Origin of the sequence: Martinezella calliandrae (genome assembly GCF_030272695.1) — a bacterium.
Classification (GTDB): domain Bacteria; phylum Pseudomonadota; class Alphaproteobacteria; order Rhizobiales; family Rhizobiaceae; genus Rhizobium; species Rhizobium calliandrae.
In genome coordinates this window covers 1-23,593 of sequence record NZ_JARFYN010000077.1, presented here as the reverse complement: position 1 = coordinate 23,593, position 23,593 = coordinate 1, and the positions used below count along the sequence as shown (strand labels likewise).

Genomic DNA, 23,593 nt, shown 5'->3' with positions numbered 1-23,593 from the left:
ACGAGGATCTCTACTGCGCCCGCGGCGACATGGAAAATCGCATCAAAGAATGCCAGCTGGACCTTTATGCCGACCGCACCAGCGCCCACACGATGCGCGCCAATCAGCTCAGGCTCTGGTTTGCCTCGTTTGCCTATGTGCTGATCTGTGCGCTTCGCCGCCTCGGCCTCGCCCGGACCCGACTGGCTGCAGCGACCTGCGGCTCGATCCGGTTGAAGCTCCTGAAAATCGGCGCGCAGGTCCGCGTCTCGGTCCGCCGCATCAAGGTGGCGATGGCTTCGGCCTGCCCCTATGCCGCGGAGTTTGCCCTGGCCCATGCCCGAATACGCACCGCGGCCCAATGATGCCGCCGGATCCGAACCCTTCCCGAAAACGACAGAGGATACATCGCCGAACCCGCAATCGCCGCAAGCCGCGGCCCTGATACCAGCGTGAGCGATCTCTGACTCTTTTTGAGGTTTCCAAATCAGTTCAGTTCTGAATCAATATCGCAAACGGAGGTTTGCGGATGAGATCAGGAATTCCACTGCGCAATGACTTCGACGGCTTTGCGCTTCGGGCGTTGGCCAAAGGCACGAAGGATGCGGCACAGGCCCGGCGACTTCTTGCCCTTGCCGAGATCTATGATGGCCATTCCCGCAGCGATGCAGCCAGGATTGGAGGCGTAACCCTGCAAATTGTCCGCGACTGGGTTATTCGCTTCAATGCGCGTGGCCCGTCAGGGCTCATCAATGGCAAAGCCCCCGGCAATCAAGGAAAGCTTTCCGACGTGCATCGCCAGGCTTTGGCAAAGATCGTCGAAAGTGGCCCGATACCGGCAGTGCATGGCGTTGTTCGCTGGCGGCGCAAGGATCTTGTTCAATGGCTGTTCCAGGAATATCGGATATCCGTCGATGAGGTCGATAACTTTGTGCTTGCTCTGGGTATTGGTTCTTTGCGCTTGTCGCTTTCATCCGAAAGATTCCCGAAATGTCAGGCCCACAATGATGAATTTGATGGGACACAGGGCGCCGGTACCCAATATATCGCAAAATAGACCGCATGAAATCATACAAGAATCCGAATAAAATCAGAAAATAGGCAGTGGCGAATGAATATATTCGCAAATATATTTAATTATTTACTTGATTTTTTCTTTTATATTGGTTCATTTGTAGTTTGAAAAAGGAGACACGACAATGAACAAGGCGATTTCATATCCTGTGAGTCCCGAAGTCTCGTCGGTGACAATGTCATCGATAACCGTTCGTGAACTCATCCTTTCCAGCGATTCCCTCCTTCTTCTGAAGGCATATGACGGCGTGTTCTCGGCGATCACCGAACGCACGGGCTTCAGGGAACTCTGGCATCTGGCCCATCGATTTCTTACGACCTAAGGTACAGTGATACGCACGAAACAGGCTGGACCGAAGTTGTCGACATCGTTGAACACATGTTCGATGCCACCAACATTCTCCTTCTCATCGATGGCGACAGCGGCTTCGGCAATTTCAACATGTAGCTCGAGTAGCGTGGCGCCTCCAGCACTGTCCGAGCTGTCGCCTAGGTCGGTCGTCGTCACAGCTCTAGATGACGTCGCTTAATCTGGGGCACCGCGCCCGCTTACAGGAGTTTCTGGGCTATTTGACCAAGCGACGAGGCCTGCAGTGCGCCGGCATCCAGGGATCGAAGCCAAGATGACGTCGGCGGCGCGAGCGCACGACTCCTATTCGGGTCGTGTCTTTTGGTGGCTGCGCGATAACGGATGCAAGTTCATGACGTCCGTGTGAGCGCCGCAAGTGCAAGCGTCAGCGCGAAGTATTTTCGATCCGGGTAGTACCCAGGAAAACGAGGAAACAGGAGTGCGTCACTTAGGCGATCAGTTGCGGACTGATTCGAGCAAAATCGACTAGTTCAACATGCCCACCAGATTCAGGAGGACAGCACATGCTTGCCCAACGGATGTCTTTGCTTTCAGGTTCGGGCACTGCCGCTGCCCGTGAGGCAGCGAAGGTGGCTGCAGCGGCCGGTCGTCAAATCATCGATCTGGCGGCCGGAGAGGTCATCATCGAGACGCCGGCTTCGGTCCGCGTGGGCGCCATTGCCGCAATCAAAGCCGGCGCGAACCGCTACACCGAATCAATCGGACTTGCCCCGCTCCGACAGGCTGTCGCGGAAAAACTAACGGCCGATACTGGCGTTAGTTGGATCGCCGATGACATCGTTATTACGGCTGGCGCAAAGCAGGGCCTTCTCGACGCCGCACTGGCGGTTCTTGATCCAGGCGATGAGGTCATCATCTTTCGGCCCTGCTGGCCGACCTCCGCATCTCAGGTTCTTCTTGCCGGCGCCAAGCCCATCTTCGTTGACGTCCGTTCGCCGACATATGTGCCCGAGATCGACGCAGTTCGCGCAGCTGTTACGCCGAGGACCAAAGCGATCATCGTCAACTCGCCGAATAATCCGACCGGCGCCGTCTACGATCGGGCAACGCTGCAGGCGATCGGCGATCTTGCGGTCGCCCATCAGCTCTGGATCGTCTCTGACGAATGCTATTCGAGCTTCGTCTTCACCGGCGGGCGCCATGAGTCCATCGTTATGGCCCATCCTGGAATCCGATCCCGCACAATCCTGGTCAACGCCTTCTCTAAGGAACTTGCAATAACCGGGTGGCGTTTGGGGTATTTCGCGGCTCCTCCGGAGATCGTTTCAGCGGCCAAAAAACTGCAGAGCCACATGACCTCAAATGCCAACATCATCGCACAGCACGCAATCCTGCACCATCTCCAGGTTAGCGACGGCGCTTTTGAGAAGGAAATGCGCCAGCGCCTGATAGATGCCCGCGCCCTAGGTTTGCGAATACTCTCGGATCTGCACGATGTCGCGCCGCCAAGGGTCGATGGCTCCTTCTTTTTCTATCTCGACCTAGCCGGCTTGATTTCCGCCCTGCCCGCCGATGCTCCCGCCCGGACTGCCGATGAGATCGCAGGTTTGCTTCTCGAGGAGACCGGTGTCGGGTCGGTTGCCGGCGGCACCTTCGGCGATCCACAGGGCCTGCGCCTGTCGTTTGGCGCTCCCCCTGAACAGCTTGAGCAAGGACTGCGGAAAGTCGTCGGAACATTAAACAGCCTCAAGACCCGGCAAGTAGCCGCCTGATTCTCGCATCGGAAGGAAATTGACATGAGCAATGGTACCGGGGCGTTCATCCTTGCGGCAGGAATGGGATCGAGGCTGCGTCCTTATGCGGATTTCGTTCCCGAACTTCTGGCGGGGGCAAGCTGCGTCCCGATGCTGCACAGCGCGCCCCACCAGTTCGCAGAACTCGGGAGCGGAGAAGCGATGGTCGTCTTGGGTTGCCGTAAGGAAATCATCGAGCAGTCCTGCGGCCGGCGTCTCGAGGAGGTGGAACTGCAGCTTTCTGCGGCCCACTGCAGCGACACCCGCAGGTTCAAGATAGACAGCGAGGTTGATCTGCCGCTCGCGGAGGAGATATTTCCCTTCCAGCCAGCACTCGCATTTTCCGATTCGACGACCGGCTCCCTGGTAAAGGGGACACTGAGATGATCGGGTATCTGCGAGACTACGCGAACGGCATTACGACGCTCGCCTATGTGTTTGCCGTCGTCGGCCTGTTCCTGGCCCTGAACGGGAGGATCGAGTTCGGCGTGGCGGCAATGCTCTGGACGTGGTTCCTCGATCATTGCGACGGACATGTTGCGCGGAAAACGAGTCACATTCGCCGGCCGGGCGTGGCTGAGTTCGGGAAAAGCTTCGACGGATTCGTCGACCTCATCCACGGGGTCGTATTTCCCGCCACGGTGATCATCCTGATCGGCCAAGGCAGCGCCCTCTCGCTTATTGCAAGTTTGCTACTCGTACTGACCGGCGCGGTCAGGCTGAGCTATTTTGAAAACGTCGGATTGACGGCGGACGGGCGCTTCACAGGTATTCCGGTTTCCTATGACACTCCGCTGCTAGCCTTACTGCTGCTGCTGCGACCTTTTCTCTCGCTGACCTCCTTTGCAGCAACAATGGCAATTCTGTTCATAGCGCTGGCAATGCTCCACGTGACCACGATCATTCATGTTCCGGCAATTCGGGGAAGAGCCGTGCCGGCAGCGACTCTTTGCGCGATCGCGGCATCGACGGCCTTAGTGATACTGCAAGAGATTGTTCCCTCGGTGAACTGAACGTTCACACTAGGGATTAATGAGAGGGTGAGATGAACGAGGTTAAAGAGATTGGGACCAACTTTATTGTTGGCACGGCGCAGGCCGCGATCGATTTCGGGAGAAACTTTCCTCCTCCCAGCCCTCTAGTTGCGACTTATCTGAACTCCGCGCTTGAGGAGCTGACTTCATTTGATTCCGCGAGCGCTATTCGCTTTCCACGCTTTACCGGAACCGACAGAGACCGCGCGGCGGGCGCGGCATTGCTTGCCAGAAGATTAGGCGCTCCACCTTCGATCGATAAGATCGTAATGGCGAATGGCTCCCAGAGCATTGTCGGCATGCTTATGGGAACTCTCATCGGACCTGGCGGAATGCTCCTGACCGAGGCCCTAACATATCCCGCCATCAAGCCATTGGCATCGCTCTTTGGCATTGGATTGCGCCCTGTGGAGATAGACGAAGAAGGCTTGCTGCCGGACGAACTTGAAAAGGCCTGCAGTGAGCTCGGCGACCGTGCCTGTGCCCTCTATTGCATGCCAACATTCCACAACCCAACTTCGGCAACCATGTCACCTAAACGGCGCACAGAAATCGCGGCTGTCGCCCGACGGCGCGATGTTTGGATCATTGAGGATGACATTTATGGCATGCTGCCCGCGGCCGCGCCACCACCACTTTCGACATTTGCGCCAGAGCGAACTTGGTACATGTTTGGCTTAAGCAAATCGCTGGCTGCGCAACTGCGCGTTGCGTACGTGGTTGCACCCGACTCTACCACTGCGCAAAGAGTCTTCTGGCCTAGCATCAAGACCACGAATTGGATGGTCGCACCGCTAGTCGCCGAGGTCGCCACGCGCTGGATTGAAAACGGCGCAGCTAATGCCATCCTTAAGTCCGTACGTGGAGAGATTGATCTCAGACAGGTAATCGTCCGTGAGGAACTCGCACCGTGGGCGGTCCGCGTTCCTCGCTTTTGTTATCACGTCTGGCTCCAACTGTCCGAAGCCTGGTCGGCCGGTAGATTTGCTGATGAAGTCCGCAGCCGGGGAGTCGCCGTCGGAACGGGCGAATCTTTTTCGGTAATTCCCGGCGAATACCAAAAAATGATCAGAATCGGAATCGGTGTCCCGCCCAATCAAGGCACCCTTCGCGATGGTCTGAAAATTCTTAAGGAAACCTATGATCGCATGCCGTGAGACCAGTGTCGGAGGACGTCAAGAATGATGACCAGTGCCAAAAACAAGAGTAGATCCCACCCGCTCCAATCAACCGCGTCCGACTGCCGCGTATCTCGACTGCTGTTTTCCGAAACCACTCTACGTATCGGCTACGTCGATGAAGTCGATTGCTTTGAGATACGAAGGGTCGGGCTCGCGCCCGCGCAGGCAAAGCCGGTTCCTGCATATCCTTATGCGCTCGATCAGTTTCATCTGGCCGCATTCATAGGATCAGAGATTACCTCGGTTGCAACATTTCTTATGGAAGATCAAACAGAAGACGGCAGCTATACGGCAACCGGCGACTGCTGGAGATTGCGAGCGATGGCGACCCATCCTGACCATCGCAATCGCGGCTACTCGACTGCTGTACTCGAGCATGGCATGCGAATTTTGAAGCAGAAACAAGCCGCATTCCTCTGGGCCAACGGCCGCAGCACAGCGATCAGTTTTTATCTTCGAAATGGATTTTCCAAAATTGGACGGGAGCGCCGCGTGCCAGGGCTAGCCCCGCATTATCGGATTGTGCGGCGGTTGTAGGTTTAGCATATGAAAAATCTTTAAACGATCATATTAGGTTAGCGTTCTTATCCATGGTGATAATCACGTCGGTGTCTCCAAACATTGTGCTTGCTGTTTCTGGCTAATCGATGCAATCCAACAACCCTACCTTAAGGTTACCGACCTATCAGGGGCCGCTGTAGACGGATCCGAAGAGCTGCCCGCTGTCGCCTGGCCAGCCTGTCCGGCCAGCGAAGGCGCCAAGGGATTGCGTCTCTACGACTGGCACGGATTGCCCTGCCTCGGTTACTTAAGCCCCAAACAATTTAAGGATCGAAACATCAGGGCAGAATTGCAAATCGGCAGCCTAATCCTTTTCACCCCAAGGGGCACACTCCATCCAATTTCCCGCCTTGTGACAGAGATCTACGCTTGGCCTACCTAGCGCTGGCGGGGAATGTTCTCGTACCGAGACTGACCGCTTCAGCGGGACCGATGCTAACCACGCGCCCGGACTGATACCTACTTCCGCCGACGGAGTTCACCATTGCTTAGCGGGCCGGCCCGTCGTCGAGCGTCGCTACCTCCGGCCCAATCCGCCCGGCGCTTGCTCCGGCGATAATGCGGCCGCAAGCAGCCCGCATGCCTGAGACCGCGGCGCGCATCGCATGGTTGACCCAGATGACATTGGAGATTCCCACCTCATGATGGGCTGAAATGACTGTGCGGTAGTAATTCGAAGGCGCAATCATGATCGGCAGCCGCTTCCACTCCTTTGCGAAGGTGAGAACCTCGTCCGTTTTCGCCTCTCGCGAATGGATCAGGATTGCATCGGCGCCGGCGTTCGCATAGGCGTCCGCGCGCAACAGGGCCGCCTTGAGACCGAAACCGGCGATCAAGGCTTCGGTGCGGGCGACAAGCACAAGGTCGTTTCCCGTGGTGTCCTTGATCGCCTTCAGGCGGCCGGAAAACTCTTTGATATCGTCCAGCGGATGACGATTGCCGGCAGAGGAATTCATTTTCGGGAAGCCCTTATCATCGATGCACACACCAGAGGCGCCATGCTGCAAGAGCTTTGCTGCCATCAACCGCGCGCTATTCATGTTCCCGAAGCCGGAGTCACCATCGGCCAGGATCGGCAGCCCGCTGGCGTCCGCCATTCGTTTCACCACCTCCATCAAATGTGTCCAACTTGCCTCCCTGACGTCGCGATAGCCGAGGCTCTCCGAAATGGACGGGCCAGACGCCCAGATGGCCTTGAAGCCCGCCTGCATGGCGATCGCCGCGGAAAGCCCATCATGCGCTCCCATTAGGTGCGTCAAGTCCGGGGAGGAAATCAGATCGCGGAGCGTTTTCGTCGGATCCTCAATCGCCCCAATGCTCTTTGGAACAAAAACCGTTTGATCCATATCATGCTCCTTCGGAAATCTGCCGGTGCCAAGCGCGGCGAAAAAAATCAACGACGCAAGTTGCGTGCCGGATGGGCGCAAACGGCCGCGCTGCACGACTTGTCCCGGCCGGCGGCTCAGGCCTTGCGATCTCGTCGTCGGTCTCCCAACAATCCTGTCCCGTTTCGAACATAAAAAGGCTGGCGAATGGACACGTGAGGGAGAACCTAATCATTCAATGGCGATGACACGGCCCGAACTTTTAATCTCACTGCGACACCCGGGCGTCTTGCCATGAGCTGGAGAGTGGTGCAGGTCCCAATCTGGATATGGTTGAGAGCAGCAACAACGATGCGTCGGTCGGCGCTGCGAGAAGAGGTGTCTCGGCAGATCGCGCTGCCTAAAAACGCGAGCACGGCCGCCACTTCAAAGCCTGCTGGCGGTGCTCGTTGAAGGATCTGACACAATTGTCCGGAACAGTTGCGTCTTTTGCGAATATCGACGCTTCCCGATAACGAGCCACCAACGGATGTCACTGCGGCGGACGACATTCGAGGCTGAGATGTCTGGGTCAGCGCCGTTGTTCGAGGCGAACCTATTCAAACAAAGGCTTTCCCTTGAAGGCAAATGGCATGGCGCTTGCCTGACCAGCATGTCTGCCAAAATCGGATACGGCAGCCGCAATCGCGAAACAATGCGTCAGCTTTTCTTGTGAAGGAGCAATATGAATGACCATGAAGAAGACTGTTCCCTTCGTCACGTTCCGCACGCGTGTTCGCGACGCGTCCCTGCCGGGACCAAATCCGTATTATTGGAAAGACAACACATCCGACGACTATTTCAGTGGCAAGCGCGTCGTGTTGTTTTCGTTGCCAGGCGCCTTCACCCCCACCTGCACCAACCAGCAGCTACCGGAGTTCGAGAGCCTTCACGGGGAGTTCCGGAAGCAGGGCATCGATGAGATTTACTGTCTCTCCGTAAACGACGCATTCGTCATGAACGCTTGGGGCAGGTCCGTAGGGCTTCAGAACGTCAAGCTCATACCCGACGGCTCGGGCGAATTCACCCGTAAGATGGGCATGCTCGTCGCCAAGCACAATCTCGGTTTTGGAATGCGCTCCTGGCGCTACGCCGCGGTGATCGATAACGGCGAGGTGGAGCAGTGGTTCGAGGAAGAAGGCTTCTCCGACAACTGCCAAACCGATCCTTACGGCATCTCATCGCCCCAAAACATACTGAAAACGCTGAAGGCCTCGGCCGCAGCGTGATCCCACAGGAATCAAAGTCTCATAAATGACAATTCGCGCGACTAAATACAAAGATCGATGGGAGCTTCCCTCTTAGGATGCAGTATTTAGCAAACCTTCTCCAGCGCCAAAGGCAATCGCTGGTTATCACGCCCCAGCTAATCCAATCCATTCGCTTGCTGCAACTGGCGCAGGGCGAACTGCGTCAGTTCGTCGAGCAGGAACTTGAGAAAAACCCCTTTCTGGAGCTGGCATCAAGCGACGGCATGGCTTCTAACGATGTCGTGTCGACCTCGGAAAGCGGCCTGGACATCGGCGCACACGACAGCAACGTTGATGCGCCGACACGTGCCGACGCCCCCGAGCCACTCGGGGAATGGAAATCAATTCGAAATACAGCCAATGCTTCATCAGAGCAGCGCCCGACCTTCGAGGAGTTTGCTGCCTCAACCGAAACATTGCACGACGATGTCGCTCGGCAGATCGCCTTGACTGCATTTAGCTCTCGAGATCGGCTGATTGCCGGTGCGCTCGCCAATCATCTGGAAGACACCGGATATCTTCAGGTGAACCTTTCGGAGCTGGCGGCAGGTCTCGATGTCCGCGAGGATGAGCTCGAACGGGTTCTCGCAACCCTGCAGCTTTTCGATCCACCCGGAATTTTTGCACGAACTCTTAGCGAGTGCCTCGAGATACAGTTGCGCCAGCGAGATCGGTTCGACCCCGCTATGGAAGCGTTGGTTGCCAATCTTGAGCTGGTCGCGCAACGCGACTTTCGCGCATTGAAACGGCGCTGCGGCGTCGACGAAGAAGACCTTCTCGACATGTTGCATGAAATCCGAACGCTCGATCCCAGGCCTGGAAATCAATTCCAGTCCGGAAGACCGGAAGCCATCATACCTGACGTCAGGGTCCTGCCTTCCACCGGAGGCGGGTGGCAAATCGAGCTCAATCCCGACATGCTGCCCAAAGTGCTCATCAATCAAACCTATTTTGCCGAAGTCTCTCGTCTGACCGCGCATGATCCGCAAGATCAGGCATTCCTCAATGAATGCTTCCAAAACGCGAACTGGTTGGTTCGCAGTCTCGATCAGCGTGCCAAGACGATCCTTAAGGTAGCGACAGAAATCGTCCGTCAGCAGGATGAATTTCTAGAACACGGCATCGCCCATCTCCGACCTCTCAATCTGAAGACTGTTGCTGACGCGATCGAGATGCATGAGTCGACCGTAAGCCGCGTGACTTCGAATAAATACATGCTCACCCCGCGCGGCGTGTTTGAACTTAAGTATTTTTTCACGGTCGCGATTGCCTCCTCTGAAGGCGGCGAGGCCCACTCAGCCGAAGCAATCCGCCACCGCATTAAGGCGATGATCGCCGCGGAAACGGAGGACAATGTGCTTTCCGACGACAGCATGGTCGCCCAACTTAGGGCAAGCGGAATCGATATTGCGCGACGTACCGTCGCAAAATATCGCGAAGTAATGAACATCCCCTCCTCCGTGCAACGTCGCCGCGAGATGCGTGCAGGCTTGTAATAATGACGATCAAGGCCTGATGGTCTCGCACGCTGGCGAAAGCGACTTAACAACGGCTTTCGCCTTTCTCGGGGCCGAAGCACGCTTCGATCTCGCTGCATTCCTGACAACTGGGAGAGGCGCACGGCGAAAAGCCTTCAGCCTCGCAGAGCTTGCGGTAAAGGTACTTCTTCCATCTCATGTTGTTCGTGTTGCCGGCCGCCAGCATCGGAAAATGCGTGGCGAACAAGCGGCCGAGGTCGGCTCGATCAAGGAGGCCAAGGTCCTGCCAAAGATGGTCGTCGCGCAGGGCGCGTCGGGCAATGATTTTGGCAAAGCGGGCGCTGGCTGGGTCGTTTGGCCGGGCATGCGCCAGTAGCAGGCCGCGCAGAAGCTCTTCCTCCGTACCGAGCTCTGGATCGCTCGCCGCCTCCGGGGAGAACGCCTCGACCAGTCCGGCGGGGAAACTCCGCCTTAGGATGTCCCGCAGCTCGGCAGGAGAAAGGCCGGTTGCCTCGGTCGCCGACGCCTGGCCAGCCTCGATCTCCTCAAGCGCCTGCGAAAAGACACAGGCAAGCACATATTCGTCAAAATCCATCTCGATGTCCATTCGCAGCCACCGCCCGACATTGGGTGACTGCGAGAATTGCTCCCGACTAGGCTGATAGGACATCCGTATTCCGCGATTGATGTCATTTCCCTTTAAAACCTGGATCTGATGCAGATCTGACATGGCGCGTTCGTTCCTTCGTTCATTGATCAGGGCCGGCTGCTGTAGGCGGCCGCCACGAGAGAGTTTCAAAAATTATGCCAGCCTGGGCAAACAACCGCTTCGGGCACGACTTTCCGTGGTTTTTTCAACCACTTCATAAGCGTGCGCAAAGATTTCGATTCGACATCAGATGTCGCCTAATCGACAAACTCGACAGTCGCCTTTGGTGCCGAGCCTTTGCGCGGTGAACTGCCGCGAACGTCACCGCAGCGACGATAACGGCCTCGGCGGCAGAACGGCGGACAGATACTTTGGTGGGCGTCGTGGAATTCACAGGTGATTGCCCAGTTTTTTAGGATGCTTGCCGTTCAACGACTTCGGACACGGGCACATTGTCGGTAGAAAGATCCAACTGTTTGCGAACGTTTTTCTCTTTGGCACGGTTGATGCACGTCGTTCGCGCATTTGCAAACGACCAATGAGAACCATTACATGATCACGCTCACAGAGAATGCCGTTACTGCGATGAAGACTGCGCTCAGCGGAGGGGCCGAGCCTGCGCAGGGCGTGCGCATTATGGTCGAGCCCGGTGGCTGCGCTGGGCTCAAATACTTGATGGGACTGGAAGGCGGGCCGCGCGAAGGCGACGCAATCATTGAGACACACGGGGTCAGGCTGTTCGTGGACGTGGGCTCTCAGCCACATGTCAACGGCATGACCGTCGACTTCGTCACGGGGCTCGAGTCCTCAGGCTTCATCTTCGACAATCCCAACGCGGCAGAGAAGTGCGCTTGTGGCAAGTCCTTCACCTGATCATTTGGGATTGGTGTGAAAAGTCATGCGGAAAAACAATCGCGATAAGCTCAAAAAATCATCTTGCGAGCACAAGGGCACCCGCGTTCTGCAAACCGCCAATACCGAAAGCAAGGGTGGCGCGATCGTCTGCGGCAACGCGGTTCAATTAATGATGGGATTCGATCAGCCGATGGAAGCAATCACTGCCGCAAAATTACAGGCGCTCTGCAGCCGTTTCGCGATCGCCTGCTCGTCGGATTTGATCGAATTTGTCATCGGCAAAACCGCCCTCCGCATCATCAATTACGACTTAGCGGATTTCCTCGATCGGCCGCCCTCCAGAGGCTCGCCATCATCGACCGGGTCAATTGTGACGCGAAGTCGCGCGTCCCGGCCAGATGCTTCGAAGCTGCCGAAGAAGCGGTTGTTGAGGTCGCTGCGGCGTTGGTCGTCGAAGGCTTCCTTGCGTCAGAGAAGAGCTGGGCGGCAGGCACAAAGGAAGGCAGCGTACTCGAGGGCAAGGAAACATCTGTCTAACCGACGATCGTTTGCGGTCGAATATCGCCGAGGATCGAAAACGCATGACGGGGCTCGCCTGAAACATTCCCAGCGGCATCTAAAACTGCCAAATGACGTCGCCGCGGCGAATTCGACCAATCGAACGTAGCTGCGGTTGTTCTTACCCGAGGGCTGAAAGACGGAGATTACCGAGGTCACTCCGCCAACTGAGGATCGCTTCCATGAGATCTGTCTATCTCGACAACAATGCAACGACGCGAGTCGATCCTGAAGTCGTACAAGCGATGTTGCCGTTCTTTACGGATCAATTCGCCAACCCTTCGTCCGGTCACAATTTTGGCGCCTCGGCCAGTGCGGCGATAATGACCGCGCGAAGACAACTGCAAGCGTTGATCGGTGCGGAGTTCGAGCATGAAATCGTCTTTACCTCTGGCGGGACGGAAAGCGACAATTCAGCGATCCTGTCGGCGCTCGAACTCATGCCCGATCGCACACAGATCGTAACATCCGCCGTCGAGCATCCGGCCGTGCTGACGCTGTGTGCGCATCTTGAGAAGACGCGTGGCATAAAGGTGCACAGGATTCCGGTCGATCGGCATGGTCGCCTCGATCTGCGCACATACCGGGCGACCCTCACCCCACATGTTGCACTCGTCTCGATCATGTGGGCGAACAACGAAACCGGCACGATCTTTCCTGTCGCCGACCTCGCTAATTTGGCCAAGGAAGTGGGCGCCTTTTTCCATACAGACGCGGTGCAGGCAGTTGGTAAGCTCCCGATGAACCTGAAATCGAGTGCGATCGACATGCTGTCGCTCTCGGGCCACAAGCTGCATGGACCGAAAGGGATTGGCGCGCTTTGGGTAAAGCGCGGCGTGCGCTTCTATCCGATGATCAAGGGGGGACACCAGGAGCGCGATCGGCGCGCTGGCACGGAGAATACCGCCGGCATCGTCGGCCTCGGCAAGGCCGCCGAACTTGCCTTGAGCTTCATGGAAGATGAGAACGGACGGGTAAGATCGCTGCGAGATCGCCTGGAGAAAGGGCTTCTGCAGCGCATCCCAGATGCGTTCGTCACCGGCGATCAGCAAAAGCGGTTGCCGAACACCTCAAACATCGCCTTCGGCCAAGTCGAAGGCGATGGCTTGCTGCTTCTCCTTGACCGCTATGGCATCGCCTGTTCTTCCGGCTCCGCTTGCACTTCTGACTCGCCGGAGCCGAGCCATGTCCTGACGGCGATGAACATTCCCCATATCTCGACCAAGGGGGTCGTCCGCTTCTCCCTGTCGCGTGACAACTGCGACGAGGATATCGACCACGTGCTCGATGTTTTACCCGGAATCGTCAGCAGTTTGCGTGATGGTTCTTCGTTTAGGCCGAAGCCGGCAAAGCGCCGAGGACCTTTGGGTTTTTTCAAGCCTACGGGGACGGACGGAAACCCCTGACGATACGATGTGGCTTGACGACGCTAGGCCATGTTCGCCGCCTTTGCCATGCAAAATAGCTCGGACTTGCCAAGCCGGTTGAAGCCGCAAGCGCGAGGATGTTCGTTGGCGGTTTTCGCGGCGGGCTAATGGCCTCGAACTTACCAGAGACCATCATTTCCGATTTGGAGAATGCCATGAGCAGTTGTTACAAGAGCAGCCGAACCATCGATACCACCGAAATTCTCGCACGGTTGAAAAAATTGTCCGCTGCGGAGGAATTTTTCCAACTCCTTGACGTTTCCTTTGATCCCAAGGTGCTTGACGTCTCACGACTCCACATCATGAAGCGTATGGGACAATACCTGGCCGAAGAAGATTTCTCCGATGTCCCGGACCAGGTCGTTGCTGCCCGGGCCCGCGCCATGCTTGAACGTGCCTACGAAGATTTTGCGACGTCCTCGCCACTTGCGCACCGGGTCTTCAAGGTACTCAAAGACCACGATCCCGCCAGACCGGGCCAACCGGGCCATGCCTTCGTGCCGTTCGATTCCATCCTGAAGCGTTTCGGCAAGGAATGAATGCGACATGGTTGCGGCTTGAACGATGTCGAAATGCCGACAAACTCGGTATCAGCGCCGGCACCCCTGCAGGAAACATCCGAATTTCAAAGGGATGGAAAAGCTAAGAAGGGTTGGCACAGATGGTGCTTTGCAGAAGATGGAGTACCGAACCCGTCATTCGAACAGGAGCGAAGAGACCATGCACGTTATCGTCTGTATCAAGCAGGTGCCGGACTCCGCTCAGATACGCGTCCATCCGGTAACGAATACGATTATGCGCCAGGGTGTGCCAACCATCATAAATCCTTATGATCTCTTCGCCCTTGAAGAAGCATTACGGTTGCGCGACGTCCACGGCGGCGAGGTCACAGTCCTTACTATGGGTCCGCCTATGGCAGAGGATTCGTTGCGCAAGGCGCTTACCTACGGCGCAGATCGGGCGATACTGTTGACCGACCGCCATTTTGCCGGTTCCGATACGTTGGCAACCTCTTTTGCTCTTTCGCAGGCGATCGCGAAGATTGGCGAGACCTTCGGCGCGCCCGACATCGTCTTCACGGGCAAGCAGACGATCGACGGCGACACCGCCCAGGTCGGGCCCGGCATTGCCAAGCGCCTCGATCTCCTGCAGCTCACCTACGTCTCGAAAATCGCCTCCATCGATCTGGAGGCGCGCGAAATCAAAGTCGACCGCCGAACGGAAGGAGGCACGCAGATGCTGCATGGCAGGCTTCCCTGCCTCATCACCATGCTGGAAGGCACCAACGAGATCCGCCGCGGCTCGCTCGACGACGCGCTACGCGCTGCACGCAGCCCGATTGTAAAGTGGAGCGCAGCCGATGCCGGCATTGAGGACCTGAGCAAGTGCGGGCTGCGTGGTTCGCCGACGGTCGTCAAACGCGTCTTTGCCCCTACAGCCCGGGTGGAAAAGGCGGAGCAAATCACCACGGCCGATAAGGGCCTGATCGATCTTGCCGATGAGTTGATCGTCGAAATCTTCGCCCATCAGCCGGCGCTGGAACAGGAACTCGCCTTCGACGCTAGCGCCTAACGGCTAGGAGCACGACATTGACTACCACTCAGGAAACACCTCCTCCTGCCGCCGGCCGTGCCGGCATGAAGAAAGAACTTCCCGAGCATTTCAAGGACTATCGACACGTTTGGGTCTTCATCGAACTGGAGCGCGGGCATGTCCATCCCGTCTCCTTCGAACTGCTAGGCGAAGGCCGCAAGCTCGCAGACCAGCTAGGCGCCGACCTTGCAGGCGTCGTTCTCGGACCTCCGGGAGACGCCACACAGCATGCCGTTGCCGAGGCCTTCGCTTATGGTGCCGACGTTGCCTACCTCGTCGAGACCCCGCTGCTCGCGGACTATAGGAACGAGCCTTTCACCAAAGCACTGACGAATCTCGTCGTCACCTACAAACCCGAGATTCTGCTTCTCGGTGCGACGACGCTTGGCCGTGACCTTGCCGGTTCCGTGGCGACAACCTTGTTCACAGGTCTTACGGCCGATTGCACCGAACTCAACGTGGATAGCGACGGTTCCCTTGCCGCAACGCGGCCGACTTTTGGCGGCTCTCTTCTTTGCACAATCTACACGCTCAACTGCCGACCGCAGATGGCGACAGTGCGGCCCAGGGTCATGGAGATGCCGCAGCGCACGAATAAGCCGATCGGATGCGTCATTCAGCACGAGGTGCCGATGTTCGAGGAAGAGATCGTCACCAAAGTCCTCGGGTTCCTTTCTGATGGCGAGTCGACTAATTCCAATCTCGCCTATGCCGATGTCGTGGTGGGCGGGGGCTTGGGGCTCGGTACGTCGGAAAACCTCAAGCTTGTGAAGAATCTCGCGCGGGTGATGGGAGCCGAATATGGCTGTTCGCGGCCGCTGGTCCAGAAGGGCTGGATGCCGGCAGATCGCCAGATCGGTCAAACCGGCAAGACCATCCGGCCGAAGCTCTACATAGCGGCCGGGATTTCCGGCGCCATCCAGCACCGGGTTGGCGTCGGGGGAGCTGATCTTATTGTGGCGATCAACACCGACCCGAACGCGCCGATTTTCGATTTCGCCCATCTCGGCGTCGTTACGGATGCGATCCGCTTCCTGCCGGCACTGACTGATGTTTTCACCCAACGGCTGTCGCCGCACAGTCGCGATAAACTTGCGAACTAGGGGACAGGGCCATGAGTGAGGAAAAGTTTGACGCCATTGTCATTGGCGCCGGCATGGCCGGCAACGCAGCTGCTTACACGATGGCAAGCCGTGGCCTCAAGGTGCTGCAGTTGGAGCGTGGCGAATATCCGGGCTCCAAGAATGTACAGGGCGCCATCATGTACGCGAACATGCTGGAAAAAATCATCCCGGATTTTCGCGATGATGCGCCTCTTGAGCGGCATCTGGTCGAGCAGCGCTTCTGGATGATGGATGACGCGTCCCACGTCGGGATACAATACCGATCGGATGACTTCAACGAATCGCGGCCCGAGCGCTACACAATCATTCGTGCCCAGTTCGACCGGTGGTTTTCGCGCAAGGTGCGCGCGGCCGGAGCGACGGTCCTTTGCGAAACGACGGTGACTGAACTTACGCACGAAGGCGGCAAGGTGATCGGTGTGCGCACCGACCGTACCGGCGACATCATCCTTGCGGATACGGTCGTTCTCGCAGAAGGCGCCAATGGACTGCTTGGCGCACGGGCCGGTTTGCGTCAGACGCCGACACCGGAGAGCGTGGCGCTGGCAGTCAAGGAAATACACTTTCTGCCAGAAGATGTGATCGATCAGCGGTTCGGTCTTCATGGCAACGAAGGCTGCGTGATCGAGGCAGCCGGCACCATCTCCCGCGGCATGGCGGGGCTCGCCTTCCTTTATACCAACAAGGAGTCGATCTCCCTTGGCATCGGCTGTCTCGTCTCAGACTTCGCTGCGACTTGCGAAAGCCCTTATGAGTTGCTCGAAGCATTCAAGTGCCATCCGTCGATCAAGCATCTGATCGCGGGTTCCGAGGTGAAAGAATATGCAGCTCATCTCATTCCCGAAGGTGGGTACAAGGCAATACCCCGTCTCTTCGGCGATGGCTGGGTCGTTGTCGGCGACGCGGCACAGCTCAATAATGCCGTTCACCGCGAGGGTTCCAATCTTGCCATGACGTCGGGTCGCATCGCCGGGGAGGCTATTTTCGAGGTGAAGAGCCGCGGAGGTCGAATGACGAAAAAGAATCTCGCCCTTTACAAGACAATGCTGGACGAGTCCTTTGTCATTAAAGATCTGAAGAAATACAAGGACATGCCGGCACTCCTCCATACCAACTCCCGCAATTTTTTCATGACATACCCGAAGTTGATGTCAGAGGCCTCGAAAAATTTCATGCGTGTCGACGGTACGCCGAAGATCGAAAATGAAAGAGCGACCACGGCCGCCTTCATAAAGGCGCGCTCGCGCCTGGGGCTGGTCAGTGATGCGGTTCGCCTGGCATTCGCTTGGCGTTGAAGGAGAAATATGATGACCGTTGCAGTGACGAAGTTGCGCGTGGAGGACAAGCTTTTCCAGAACCGCTATCTGGTTGATCCGGGACGTCCACACATCAAAGTGCGACCGCACGAGCGTCCGAGTGCGAACCTGCGGGCGTTGACGCGCATCTGCCCGGCGAAATGCTATGAGCTGAATGACAAAGGCCAGGTAGAGATTGCCGCCGACGGCTGCATGGAGTGTGGCACATGCAGGGTGTTGTGCGAGGCCAGTGGTGAGGTTGTGTGGAACTATCCGCGCGGCGGCTTTGGTGTTCTTTTCAAGTTCGGGTGAACGGTTCTATTCTTAAATAGATTAACAGCACACCGTTTCGATCACATCCAGGCGCTGCATCAATTTCGCTCGGAACCAGCTTGCAATTTCAGAAACTAACATTAGAGTTTCTATTTATACAAATAAGTACAAACGATGGTAGTGATGTGATCGTTTTACACAGCTATGGGTGTTGAAAATGACCCGCATCCTACGCGATTGCGCCGATGAAGTTGGAACTTTGCCCGGATCATCCAGCAAAACGCCTGAAGTGGAAATCTCATGCAGCGGGATCTACGAAATATCCAAGCTCCTGACTGCCGCTGTCCCGCTGGAGATCACGCTTGCCAATGTCGCCAATATCCTCCCCACCTTTCTGCGGATGCGTCATGGAGCAATTGTCGTGCTGGCCGGCGAAGGGGAACCGGAAATTACCGCGTCGGCCGGCGTCGCCGACCTCCGTCAATCCGGCGCTCGCCACATTATTCCACGGGCTGCAATAGACCAAATCGTGACGACCGGGCAGCCGCTCGTGATAAGGGAAACCAGCAAGTCCGAATTATTCCGGGTCGATCCCCAGCCGTCTGTGAGCAGCGACACTATCCCAATTACATTTATCGGCGTCCCTTTAAAGGCTGCGCACAAATTAGTAGGAACGTTATGGATCGACCGCTTCAGGGACAGCGCCACCGAGCTCCGTCATGACGAAGATATCCGCTTCCTCACCATGGCCGCCAATCTCATCGGCCAGACTGTATCGTTCCATCGAGCCCTGAACACGGCCGGTCCGCAGATCATTCAGCCGCAGCGAAAATCCCCCGAAGGCGATAGGAACGACGCCAGCCGGGCTGCGCGGATCAAAGTCGACTGGATCGTCGGGGAAAGCCCCGCGGTCAAGCAGGTGCTCGAGATCGTTTCTGCCGTGGCAATGACGAATACCACCGTGCTTCTGCGGGGCGAAAGCGGCACCGGTAAAGAATTTTTTGCACAAGCCATCCATGAGCTTTCCCCTCGCAGGAAGAAGTCTTTCGTCAAACTGAACTGCGCCGCATTGCCGGAAGGTGTTTTGGAATCGGAATTGTTTGGACATGAAAAGGGTGCCTTTACCGGGGCTATCTCGCAACGCGCGGGGCGTTTCGAATTGGCGAACGGCGGAACGCTTCTTCTTGATGAAATCGGCGAGATTTCGCCTGCCTTTCAAGCCAAGCTCTTGCGCGTCTTGCAGGAAGGCGAGCTGGAGCGGGTGGGCGGAACCAAGACACTTAAAGTCGACATCCGGCTCATATGCGCAACCAACAAGGACCTCGAAGTGGCTGTCGCGAATGGGGAATTCAGGGCCGACCTTTACTATCGCATTAACGTGGTGCCGATCGTCTTGCCACCGCTTAGAGAGCGGCCCGGGGACATTCCACGCCTTTCAAAAGTTTTCCTCGACCGTTTTAACAAGGAGAACAATCGCGAACTCGCCTTCACGGCGCCGGCACTGGACCTGATCTCGCAATGCTACTTCCCTGGGAACGTCCGCGAGTTGGAAAATTGCGTGCGGAGGACGGCCACGCTGGCGCATTCAAAGGCGATCGCTCCCTCGGATTTCGCTTGCCAGAACAGCCAATGTCTTTCGGCGCGCCTTTGGAAAGGAGACGACGGTGGTCATGGCGGTAAGACCATCGATGAACTCACTCGAGGTAGAACGATACCAGCAGTATCGCCGTTCTCCACCCCGCCCGGCGGCGCATCGCACTCGGAGGTAATGCCCGTCAAGGCCTGCGATCCAAACGGTCCGGCATGCCCGGCCATATCACCGCGCCTAACGGAGCGGGACCGGCTGATCGACGCGATGGAGAAGACCGGATGGGTTCAGGCCAAAGCGGCCCGCATGCTCGGCCTCACGCCGCGCCAGGTCGGCTATGCTCTGCGCCGCCATAATATCGAGGTGAAAAAGTTCTAAGGCTATCTCCTTCGTCAGGTCGAAGACGATCCATTGCTCCGCGTGTCAAAGGCACGTCGCGTTTGCGACCCAGCCTGTGTGCCCAGCGTCAGGAACTAACAAAACTATGTCGGAGCACACGTCTTGAATCGGACACCACACGCTAAGACGCCTGACATCAAACGATTTCTGGGGTTGGCATAGCTGTTGCAGTTTGATCGTCGACGTTCACCAACAACGGAGTTGTTTGATGACTGCATCGATGATTTCGCTTGATAGCCTGGCCAGCGCCAAAACGTCCCACGACAGGCTGACTATCGCGAAGTCCAGTAACTGCAAATCCTCGTCCTGCGGCCCAACCGCCAAGTCGAACGACATAGACGCAGCAATCTGGGAGAAGATAAAGGATCATCCGTGCTATTCAGAAGAAGCACACCACTATTTCGCGCGCATGCACGTCGCCGCCGCGCCAGCCTGCAATATCCAATGCAACTACTGCAATCGCAAATATGACTGCGCCAACGAAAGCCGGCCCGGGGTCGTCTCGGAAAAGCTGACGCCAGACCAGGCTCTGCGCAAGGTCATTGCGGTCGCCAACGAAGTGCCCCAGCTTTCGGTCCTAGGCATCGCCGGGCCGGGCGATGCCTGTTACGACTGGCAGAGAACTAAGGCAACATTCGAAAAGGTTATCGCTGAAATCCCCGATATCAAGCTGTGCATCTCGACCAACGGGCTAGCACTGCCAGATCATGTCGACGAGCTTGCAAGCATGAATGTCGATCACGTGACCATCACCATCAATATGGTCGACCCGCAAATCGGTGCGAAGATATACCCCTGGATTTTTTACAACCACCGGCGCTACACCGGCATCGAAGCCGCCGAAATCCTGCACGAGCGGCAGATGTTGGGCCTGGAGATGCTGGCGGCGCGAGGCATCCTCACCAAGGTCAATTCGGTCATGATACCCGGCGTCAACGACGAGCACTTGATCGAGGTGAACAGATGGGTGAAGGAGCGTGGCACGTTCTTGCACAACGTCATGCCGTTGATTTCGGAGCCGGCGCACGGCACCTACTATGGCCTGACCGGGCAACGCGCTCCGCGGCCAATCGAATTGAAGGCGCTTCAGGATCGTCTCGAAACCGGCGCCAAGCTGATGCGCCATTGCCGGCAGTGCCGTGCTGATGCCGTCGGCCTACTGGGCGAGGACCGTGGCAAGGAATTTATGCTCGACCAAATTCCGGACGAAGTCTCATACGACGAGCGCAATCGCGCAGCATACCGCGAGGTAGTCGCGCAGGAGAGAAGCAATCGCGCAGCAGCCAAGAGCGAGGCGATAGAAATGGTCAAAGCAGCAGGCCCTGAGGGGTCACTTCAAATCGCGGTAGCGACCAAGGGCGGCGGCCGCATCAACGAACATTTCGGCCATGCGAAAGAATTCCAGATTTATGAGGCCTCCCCGAGAGGAATCGCCTTCGTCGGCCATCGCAAGATCGAGCAGTATTGCCGCGGCGGTTGGGGTGACGACGCCACACTCGACGCCGTCATCGTTGCGCTCGAAGGGATCGACATAGTGCTCTGCGCCAAGATCGGAGATTGTCCTAAGAAGCGGCTGGCGGACGCCGGCATTCGAGCAATGCACGCTTATAGCTATGATTACATCGAAACCGCAATCAGTGCGGTGTATGCCGCCGAGTTTGGAGTCGGCCCGCTGACGGCGACGGCGTGAACTGTTTTATTTGAACGTCCTCAGGAGTTGATAATGGCTTTCAAGATCATCGCATCCCAATGCACCCAGTGCGGAGCCTGCGAGTTCGAATGTCCATCAGGTGCGATAGAACTCAAGCGTGATAACTACGTGATCGATCCGGATAAATGCACAGAATGCGAGGGAGCTTTCGAGACGCAGCAATGCGCAGCGGTATGTCCGGTACCGAAGACCTGCGTTCCAGCCTGATCTTCTCTTCGCTGGCCGCGGAAGGCAATATCCCCGTCAAAGGACACTTTGAACTTCGTCGTTAAGCGGAGCAGTCCCAAGAAAGTAAGGAACCGCGGTGAGCCCAGGACGCGAACAAGAGGTGGAAATCGGCTCTCCGCCGCAATTCCTGCCGGGCGAGCGGGTCCGTGCCACACGCCATATAAAGAATGACGGCACCTATCCGGGCAAAGACGTTGGAGAAAACCTGGTGCGGAAAGGCGATGAGGGTTATGTGCGCGACATCGGCACCTTTCTACAGCAGTTCTACATCTACGCGGTCGAATGGATCGATCGCGGCACCATCGTTGGCATGCGCGCGCGTGAACTGACGAGCCTCGACAAAGCCGCGGTTGGCATTGCCGAAACGGCCACCAGCCCCAAAGAAGGAATAGCTCCGTGAAGGTCATGATCCGCAGAACCGGAACCTGCTTGACAGCATATGTTCCCAAGAAGGATCTCGAAGAGCCGATCATTGCCATGGAGAATGAAAATTTATGGGGTGGGTGCGTACTGCTTAGGAACGGTTGGCGGCTCGCCCTGCCCGACCTGCCGCAGGACACGCGCCTGCCGATCACTGTCGAGGCAAGAAAGATATCTGAGGAGGACTAGGCGCTGCTAACGAATAACGAAAGGCGACAAGGGCATGACCGCGCGTCTTAACTCCGATCATCTTTCGGTCTACAGGGGCCATCACGCCGAAAGGCAACTTCATTTGCTGAAGGAAGCGCTCGTCGCGGATGAACTCATCCCATATCTCGGTCCTGGGCTCCTCCGGTTAAGTTCGGCGGCACTGCCTGTACCGGACGGGCCGGCGGCCGTTGCAGCAGCTCTTAACAAACGGGCGACAGTCTCTTCCAAGATACGCAGTAACATGTGGTCGGTCGCGCAATTTATCGAGCAGCGCAGGCATCGTCGGACGCTTCAAGCGTGGATGGCGGAGATATTCGCCCCATCCGTGCCGCCGACTGCCCTCCACCTCTGGCTTGCGACGCTGCCACTCTCGCTCATCATCGACAGTTGGTACGACGGAACGATGCGAGCAGGCCTCAGAGCGAAAGGCCGAACAGACGTGGTTGAGATACAGGGCATCACGCGGGCGAACGAGAAAGCGGACATTTGGACGAAAACCTACGATTTGTCCGGGAGGGAGCTCGGCCCCGGCCCGGTGGCAGAGACGGTCCTTTATACACCGCATGGGAGCGTTCGGCCCGCCGCCAACTTTCTCGTTTCGGATTCTGATTATGTCGAAGTCCTGACCGAAATCGATATCCAGACGCCGATCCCTGAAAGAGTGAAGGAGCGACGCACCAATCGCGGCTTTTTCTTCGTCGGCTGCCGTTTCGACGATCAGATGTTACGCATTTTCGCCCGCCAGATCATGAAGCGTTCCAACGGGCCGTACTTCGCTGTGATTGACGCCGAAACCATGACCAAGAACGAACGCCGCTTCTGCGCGGAATGCGCCATCACACTGATTGACATGCCGATTGGCGAGGTTGCGGCTGGTCTTGTCGATCCGACATAGCAGCAGGCGAGCCAGACTCCGCAAATCGCATGCCGACCGAGGATCATAAAGTCTTCCCGACGCTACGCCGAATTCAGCAGAAAATCACCAATAGCCAACGCCTGCTTGCGCCCGCAAGCGGGCACCGGCTCGGCTTGCATGCATGACCGATCCGGGGCCGGTTGTCTACTGACGGCTTTCTGGTGAGTGGCGGAGGAAAGCTGTCCTTCGCTGGGGTGGCCGACGACGTTCGCGTCGGACGCGCTCTAGTACTACAGTTGCGTTTCGTTTGAAATCATGATTCACTTCCTGCATTTGACAGGAGGGAATTCAATGTCGGTTGCGGGTTGGTCTGGATCAGTGCT

28 protein-coding genes are annotated in these 23,593 nt (G+C 57.0%); 24 read left to right on the top strand and 4 right to left on the bottom strand.

Going from position 1 to position 23,593, the window contains the following annotated elements; all coding sequences use genetic code 11:
* The 3 genes from PY650_RS33070 to PY650_RS33060 form a co-directional block, all read left to right on the top strand.
* Nucleotides 1–344, top strand: a 344-nt coding sequence (locus tag PY650_RS33070) for a transposase (protein WP_285884189.1), incomplete at its 5' end; no start/stop codon positions are given.
* A 164-nt stretch (nucleotides 345–508) separates the two neighbouring features.
* Nucleotides 509–1,036: a helix-turn-helix domain-containing protein gene (locus PY650_RS33065; protein ID WP_285884188.1), complete on the top strand. Its 528-nt coding sequence runs from the start codon at nucleotides 509–511 to the stop codon at nucleotides 1,034–1,036.
* 142 nt (nucleotides 1,037–1,178) lie between these two features.
* Complete coding sequence (locus PY650_RS33060; protein ID WP_285884186.1) at nucleotides 1,179–1,376, top strand: hypothetical protein; 198 nt, start codon at nucleotides 1,179–1,181, stop codon at nucleotides 1,374–1,376.
* Here PY650_RS33060 and PY650_RS33055 read toward each other — a convergent pair.
* Entirely contained in the window at nucleotides 1,373–1,561 is a 189-nt protein-coding gene (locus PY650_RS33055) for a hypothetical protein (protein ID WP_285884185.1), read from the bottom strand. The genes PY650_RS33060 and PY650_RS33055 overlap by 4 nt on opposite strands.
* Nucleotides 1,562–1,926: 365 nt before the next feature.
* Between PY650_RS33055 and PY650_RS33050 the strand changes: the two genes are divergently transcribed.
* From PY650_RS33050 to PY650_RS33030, 5 genes are read left to right on the top strand one after another with little or no spacing between them, the layout of a single operon-like run.
* A complete protein-coding gene (locus PY650_RS33050) occupies nucleotides 1,927–3,135 on the top strand; it encodes a pyridoxal phosphate-dependent aminotransferase (protein ID WP_285884184.1) in 1,209 nt (402 codons plus the stop codon).
* A gap of 24 nt (nucleotides 3,136–3,159) precedes the next feature.
* A complete protein-coding gene (locus PY650_RS33045) occupies nucleotides 3,160–3,543 on the top strand; it encodes a glycosyltransferase family protein (protein WP_285884183.1) in 384 nt (127 codons plus the stop codon).
* Nucleotides 3,540–4,169, top strand: a complete 630-nt coding sequence (locus PY650_RS33040; RefSeq protein WP_285884182.1) for a CDP-alcohol phosphatidyltransferase family protein — start codon at nucleotides 3,540–3,542, stop codon at nucleotides 4,167–4,169. The genes PY650_RS33045 and PY650_RS33040 overlap by 4 nt, the downstream gene beginning before the upstream one ends.
* Before the next feature lie 32 nt (nucleotides 4,170–4,201).
* Entirely contained in the window at nucleotides 4,202–5,347 is a 1,146-nt protein-coding gene (locus PY650_RS33035; protein WP_285884181.1) for an aminotransferase-like domain-containing protein, read from the top strand.
* 24 nt (nucleotides 5,348–5,371) lie between these two features.
* Complete coding sequence (locus PY650_RS33030) at nucleotides 5,372–5,908, top strand: GNAT family N-acetyltransferase (RefSeq protein WP_285884179.1); 537 nt, start codon at nucleotides 5,372–5,374, stop codon at nucleotides 5,906–5,908.
* Nucleotides 5,909–6,420: 512 nt separating this feature from the next.
* Here the strand turns inward: PY650_RS33030 and PY650_RS33025 are convergent.
* Together PY650_RS33025 and PY650_RS33020 are read right to left on the bottom strand one after the other, a co-directional pair.
* The gene (locus tag PY650_RS33025) at nucleotides 6,421–7,278 is read right to left on the bottom strand and encodes an isocitrate lyase/phosphoenolpyruvate mutase family protein (RefSeq protein ID WP_285884178.1); all 858 of its coding nucleotides are present in this window, start codon (nucleotides 7,276–7,278) and stop codon (nucleotides 6,421–6,423) included.
* Nucleotides 7,279–7,852: 574 nt separating this feature from the next.
* Entirely contained in the window at nucleotides 7,853–7,993 is a 141-nt protein-coding gene (locus PY650_RS33020; RefSeq protein WP_285884177.1) for a hypothetical protein, read from the bottom strand.
* On the opposite strand from PY650_RS33020, the gene PY650_RS33015 reads away from it, so the two are divergent.
* Nucleotides 7,986–8,525, top strand: a complete 540-nt coding sequence (locus PY650_RS33015) for a peroxiredoxin (RefSeq protein WP_285884176.1) — start codon at nucleotides 7,986–7,988, stop codon at nucleotides 8,523–8,525. The two genes, PY650_RS33020 and PY650_RS33015, sit on opposite strands and share 8 nt — an antisense overlap.
* Before the next feature lie 77 nt (nucleotides 8,526–8,602).
* On the top strand, nucleotides 8,603–10,042 hold the full coding sequence (gene rpoN / locus PY650_RS33010) for an RNA polymerase factor sigma-54 (RefSeq protein ID WP_285884175.1): 1,440 nt from the start codon (nucleotides 8,603–8,605) through the stop codon (nucleotides 10,040–10,042).
* Nucleotides 10,043–10,088: 46 nt separating this feature from the next.
* On the opposite strand, the gene PY650_RS33005 is transcribed toward rpoN, so the two are convergent.
* Nucleotides 10,089–10,754 (bottom strand): nitrogen fixation protein NifQ, encoded by a 666-nt coding sequence (locus PY650_RS33005; RefSeq protein ID WP_285884174.1) that lies wholly within the window; start codon nucleotides 10,752–10,754, stop codon nucleotides 10,089–10,091.
* A gap of 471 nt (nucleotides 10,755–11,225) precedes the next feature.
* Between PY650_RS33005 and PY650_RS33000 the strand changes: the two genes are divergently transcribed.
* From PY650_RS33000 to PY650_RS32935, 14 genes are all read left to right on the top strand, one after another.
* Nucleotides 11,226–11,546, top strand: a complete 321-nt coding sequence (locus tag PY650_RS33000) for an iron-sulfur cluster assembly accessory protein (RefSeq protein WP_285884173.1) — start codon at nucleotides 11,226–11,228, stop codon at nucleotides 11,544–11,546.
* 25 nt (nucleotides 11,547–11,571) lie between these two features.
* Nucleotides 11,572–12,195 carry an iron-sulfur cluster assembly scaffold protein gene (locus PY650_RS32995; RefSeq protein WP_349644538.1) on the top strand — a complete coding sequence of 208 codons (624 nt, stop codon included), beginning with the start codon at nucleotides 11,572–11,574 and terminating at the stop codon, nucleotides 12,193–12,195.
* A gap of 73 nt (nucleotides 12,196–12,268) precedes the next feature.
* Nucleotides 12,269–13,492, top strand: a complete 1,224-nt coding sequence (nifS, locus tag PY650_RS32990; RefSeq protein ID WP_285884172.1) for a cysteine desulfurase NifS — start codon at nucleotides 12,269–12,271, stop codon at nucleotides 13,490–13,492.
* A gap of 176 nt (nucleotides 13,493–13,668) precedes the next feature.
* Complete coding sequence (nifW, locus tag PY650_RS32985) at nucleotides 13,669–14,052, top strand: nitrogenase stabilizing/protective protein NifW (RefSeq protein ID WP_285884192.1); 384 nt, start codon at nucleotides 13,669–13,671, stop codon at nucleotides 14,050–14,052.
* Nucleotides 14,053–14,233: 181 nt separating this feature from the next.
* The gene (locus tag PY650_RS32980; RefSeq protein ID WP_285884171.1) at nucleotides 14,234–15,085 is read left to right on the top strand and encodes an electron transfer flavoprotein subunit beta/FixA family protein; all 852 of its coding nucleotides are present in this window, start codon (nucleotides 14,234–14,236) and stop codon (nucleotides 15,083–15,085) included.
* Nucleotides 15,086–15,150: 65 nt separating this feature from the next.
* Nucleotides 15,151–16,209, top strand: coding sequence for an electron transfer flavoprotein subunit alpha/FixB family protein (locus PY650_RS32975; protein ID WP_285884191.1), 1,059 nt, complete (start codon nucleotides 15,151–15,153; stop codon nucleotides 16,207–16,209).
* Nucleotides 16,210–16,220: 11 nt separating this feature from the next.
* Nucleotides 16,221–17,525 carry an FAD-dependent oxidoreductase gene (locus PY650_RS32970; RefSeq protein WP_285884170.1) on the top strand — a complete coding sequence of 435 codons (1,305 nt, stop codon included), beginning with the start codon at nucleotides 16,221–16,223 and terminating at the stop codon, nucleotides 17,523–17,525.
* Between the two features lie 12 nt (nucleotides 17,526–17,537).
* Nucleotides 17,538–17,837, top strand: coding sequence for a ferredoxin family protein (locus tag PY650_RS32965; RefSeq protein WP_285884169.1), 300 nt, complete (start codon nucleotides 17,538–17,540; stop codon nucleotides 17,835–17,837).
* 178 nt (nucleotides 17,838–18,015) lie between these two features.
* On the top strand, nucleotides 18,016–19,764 hold the full coding sequence (gene nifA, locus PY650_RS32960) for a nif-specific transcriptional activator NifA (protein ID WP_285884168.1): 1,749 nt from the start codon (nucleotides 18,016–18,018) through the stop codon (nucleotides 19,762–19,764).
* Between the two features lie 229 nt (nucleotides 19,765–19,993).
* Nucleotides 19,994–21,475: a nitrogenase cofactor biosynthesis protein NifB gene (gene nifB, locus PY650_RS32955; RefSeq protein ID WP_285884167.1), complete on the top strand. Its 1,482-nt coding sequence runs from the start codon at nucleotides 19,994–19,996 to the stop codon at nucleotides 21,473–21,475.
* Between the two features lie 33 nt (nucleotides 21,476–21,508).
* Entirely contained in the window at nucleotides 21,509–21,703 is a 195-nt protein-coding gene (locus PY650_RS32950; protein ID WP_120708944.1) for a 4Fe-4S binding protein, read from the top strand.
* 97 nt (nucleotides 21,704–21,800) lie between these two features.
* On the top strand, nucleotides 21,801–22,124 hold the full coding sequence (locus PY650_RS32945; protein ID WP_120708943.1) for a nitrogen fixation protein NifZ: 324 nt from the start codon (nucleotides 21,801–21,803) through the stop codon (nucleotides 22,122–22,124).
* On the top strand, nucleotides 22,121–22,333 hold the full coding sequence (nifT, locus tag PY650_RS32940) for a putative nitrogen fixation protein NifT (protein ID WP_120708942.1): 213 nt from the start codon (nucleotides 22,121–22,123) through the stop codon (nucleotides 22,331–22,333). The genes PY650_RS32945 and nifT overlap by 4 nt, the downstream gene beginning before the upstream one ends.
* Nucleotides 22,334–22,367: 34 nt before the next feature.
* Nucleotides 22,368–23,249: an SIR2 family NAD-dependent protein deacylase gene (locus PY650_RS32935; protein WP_285884166.1), complete on the top strand. Its 882-nt coding sequence runs from the start codon at nucleotides 22,368–22,370 to the stop codon at nucleotides 23,247–23,249.
* The last annotated feature ends 344 nt before the right edge of the window (nucleotides 23,250–23,593 follow it).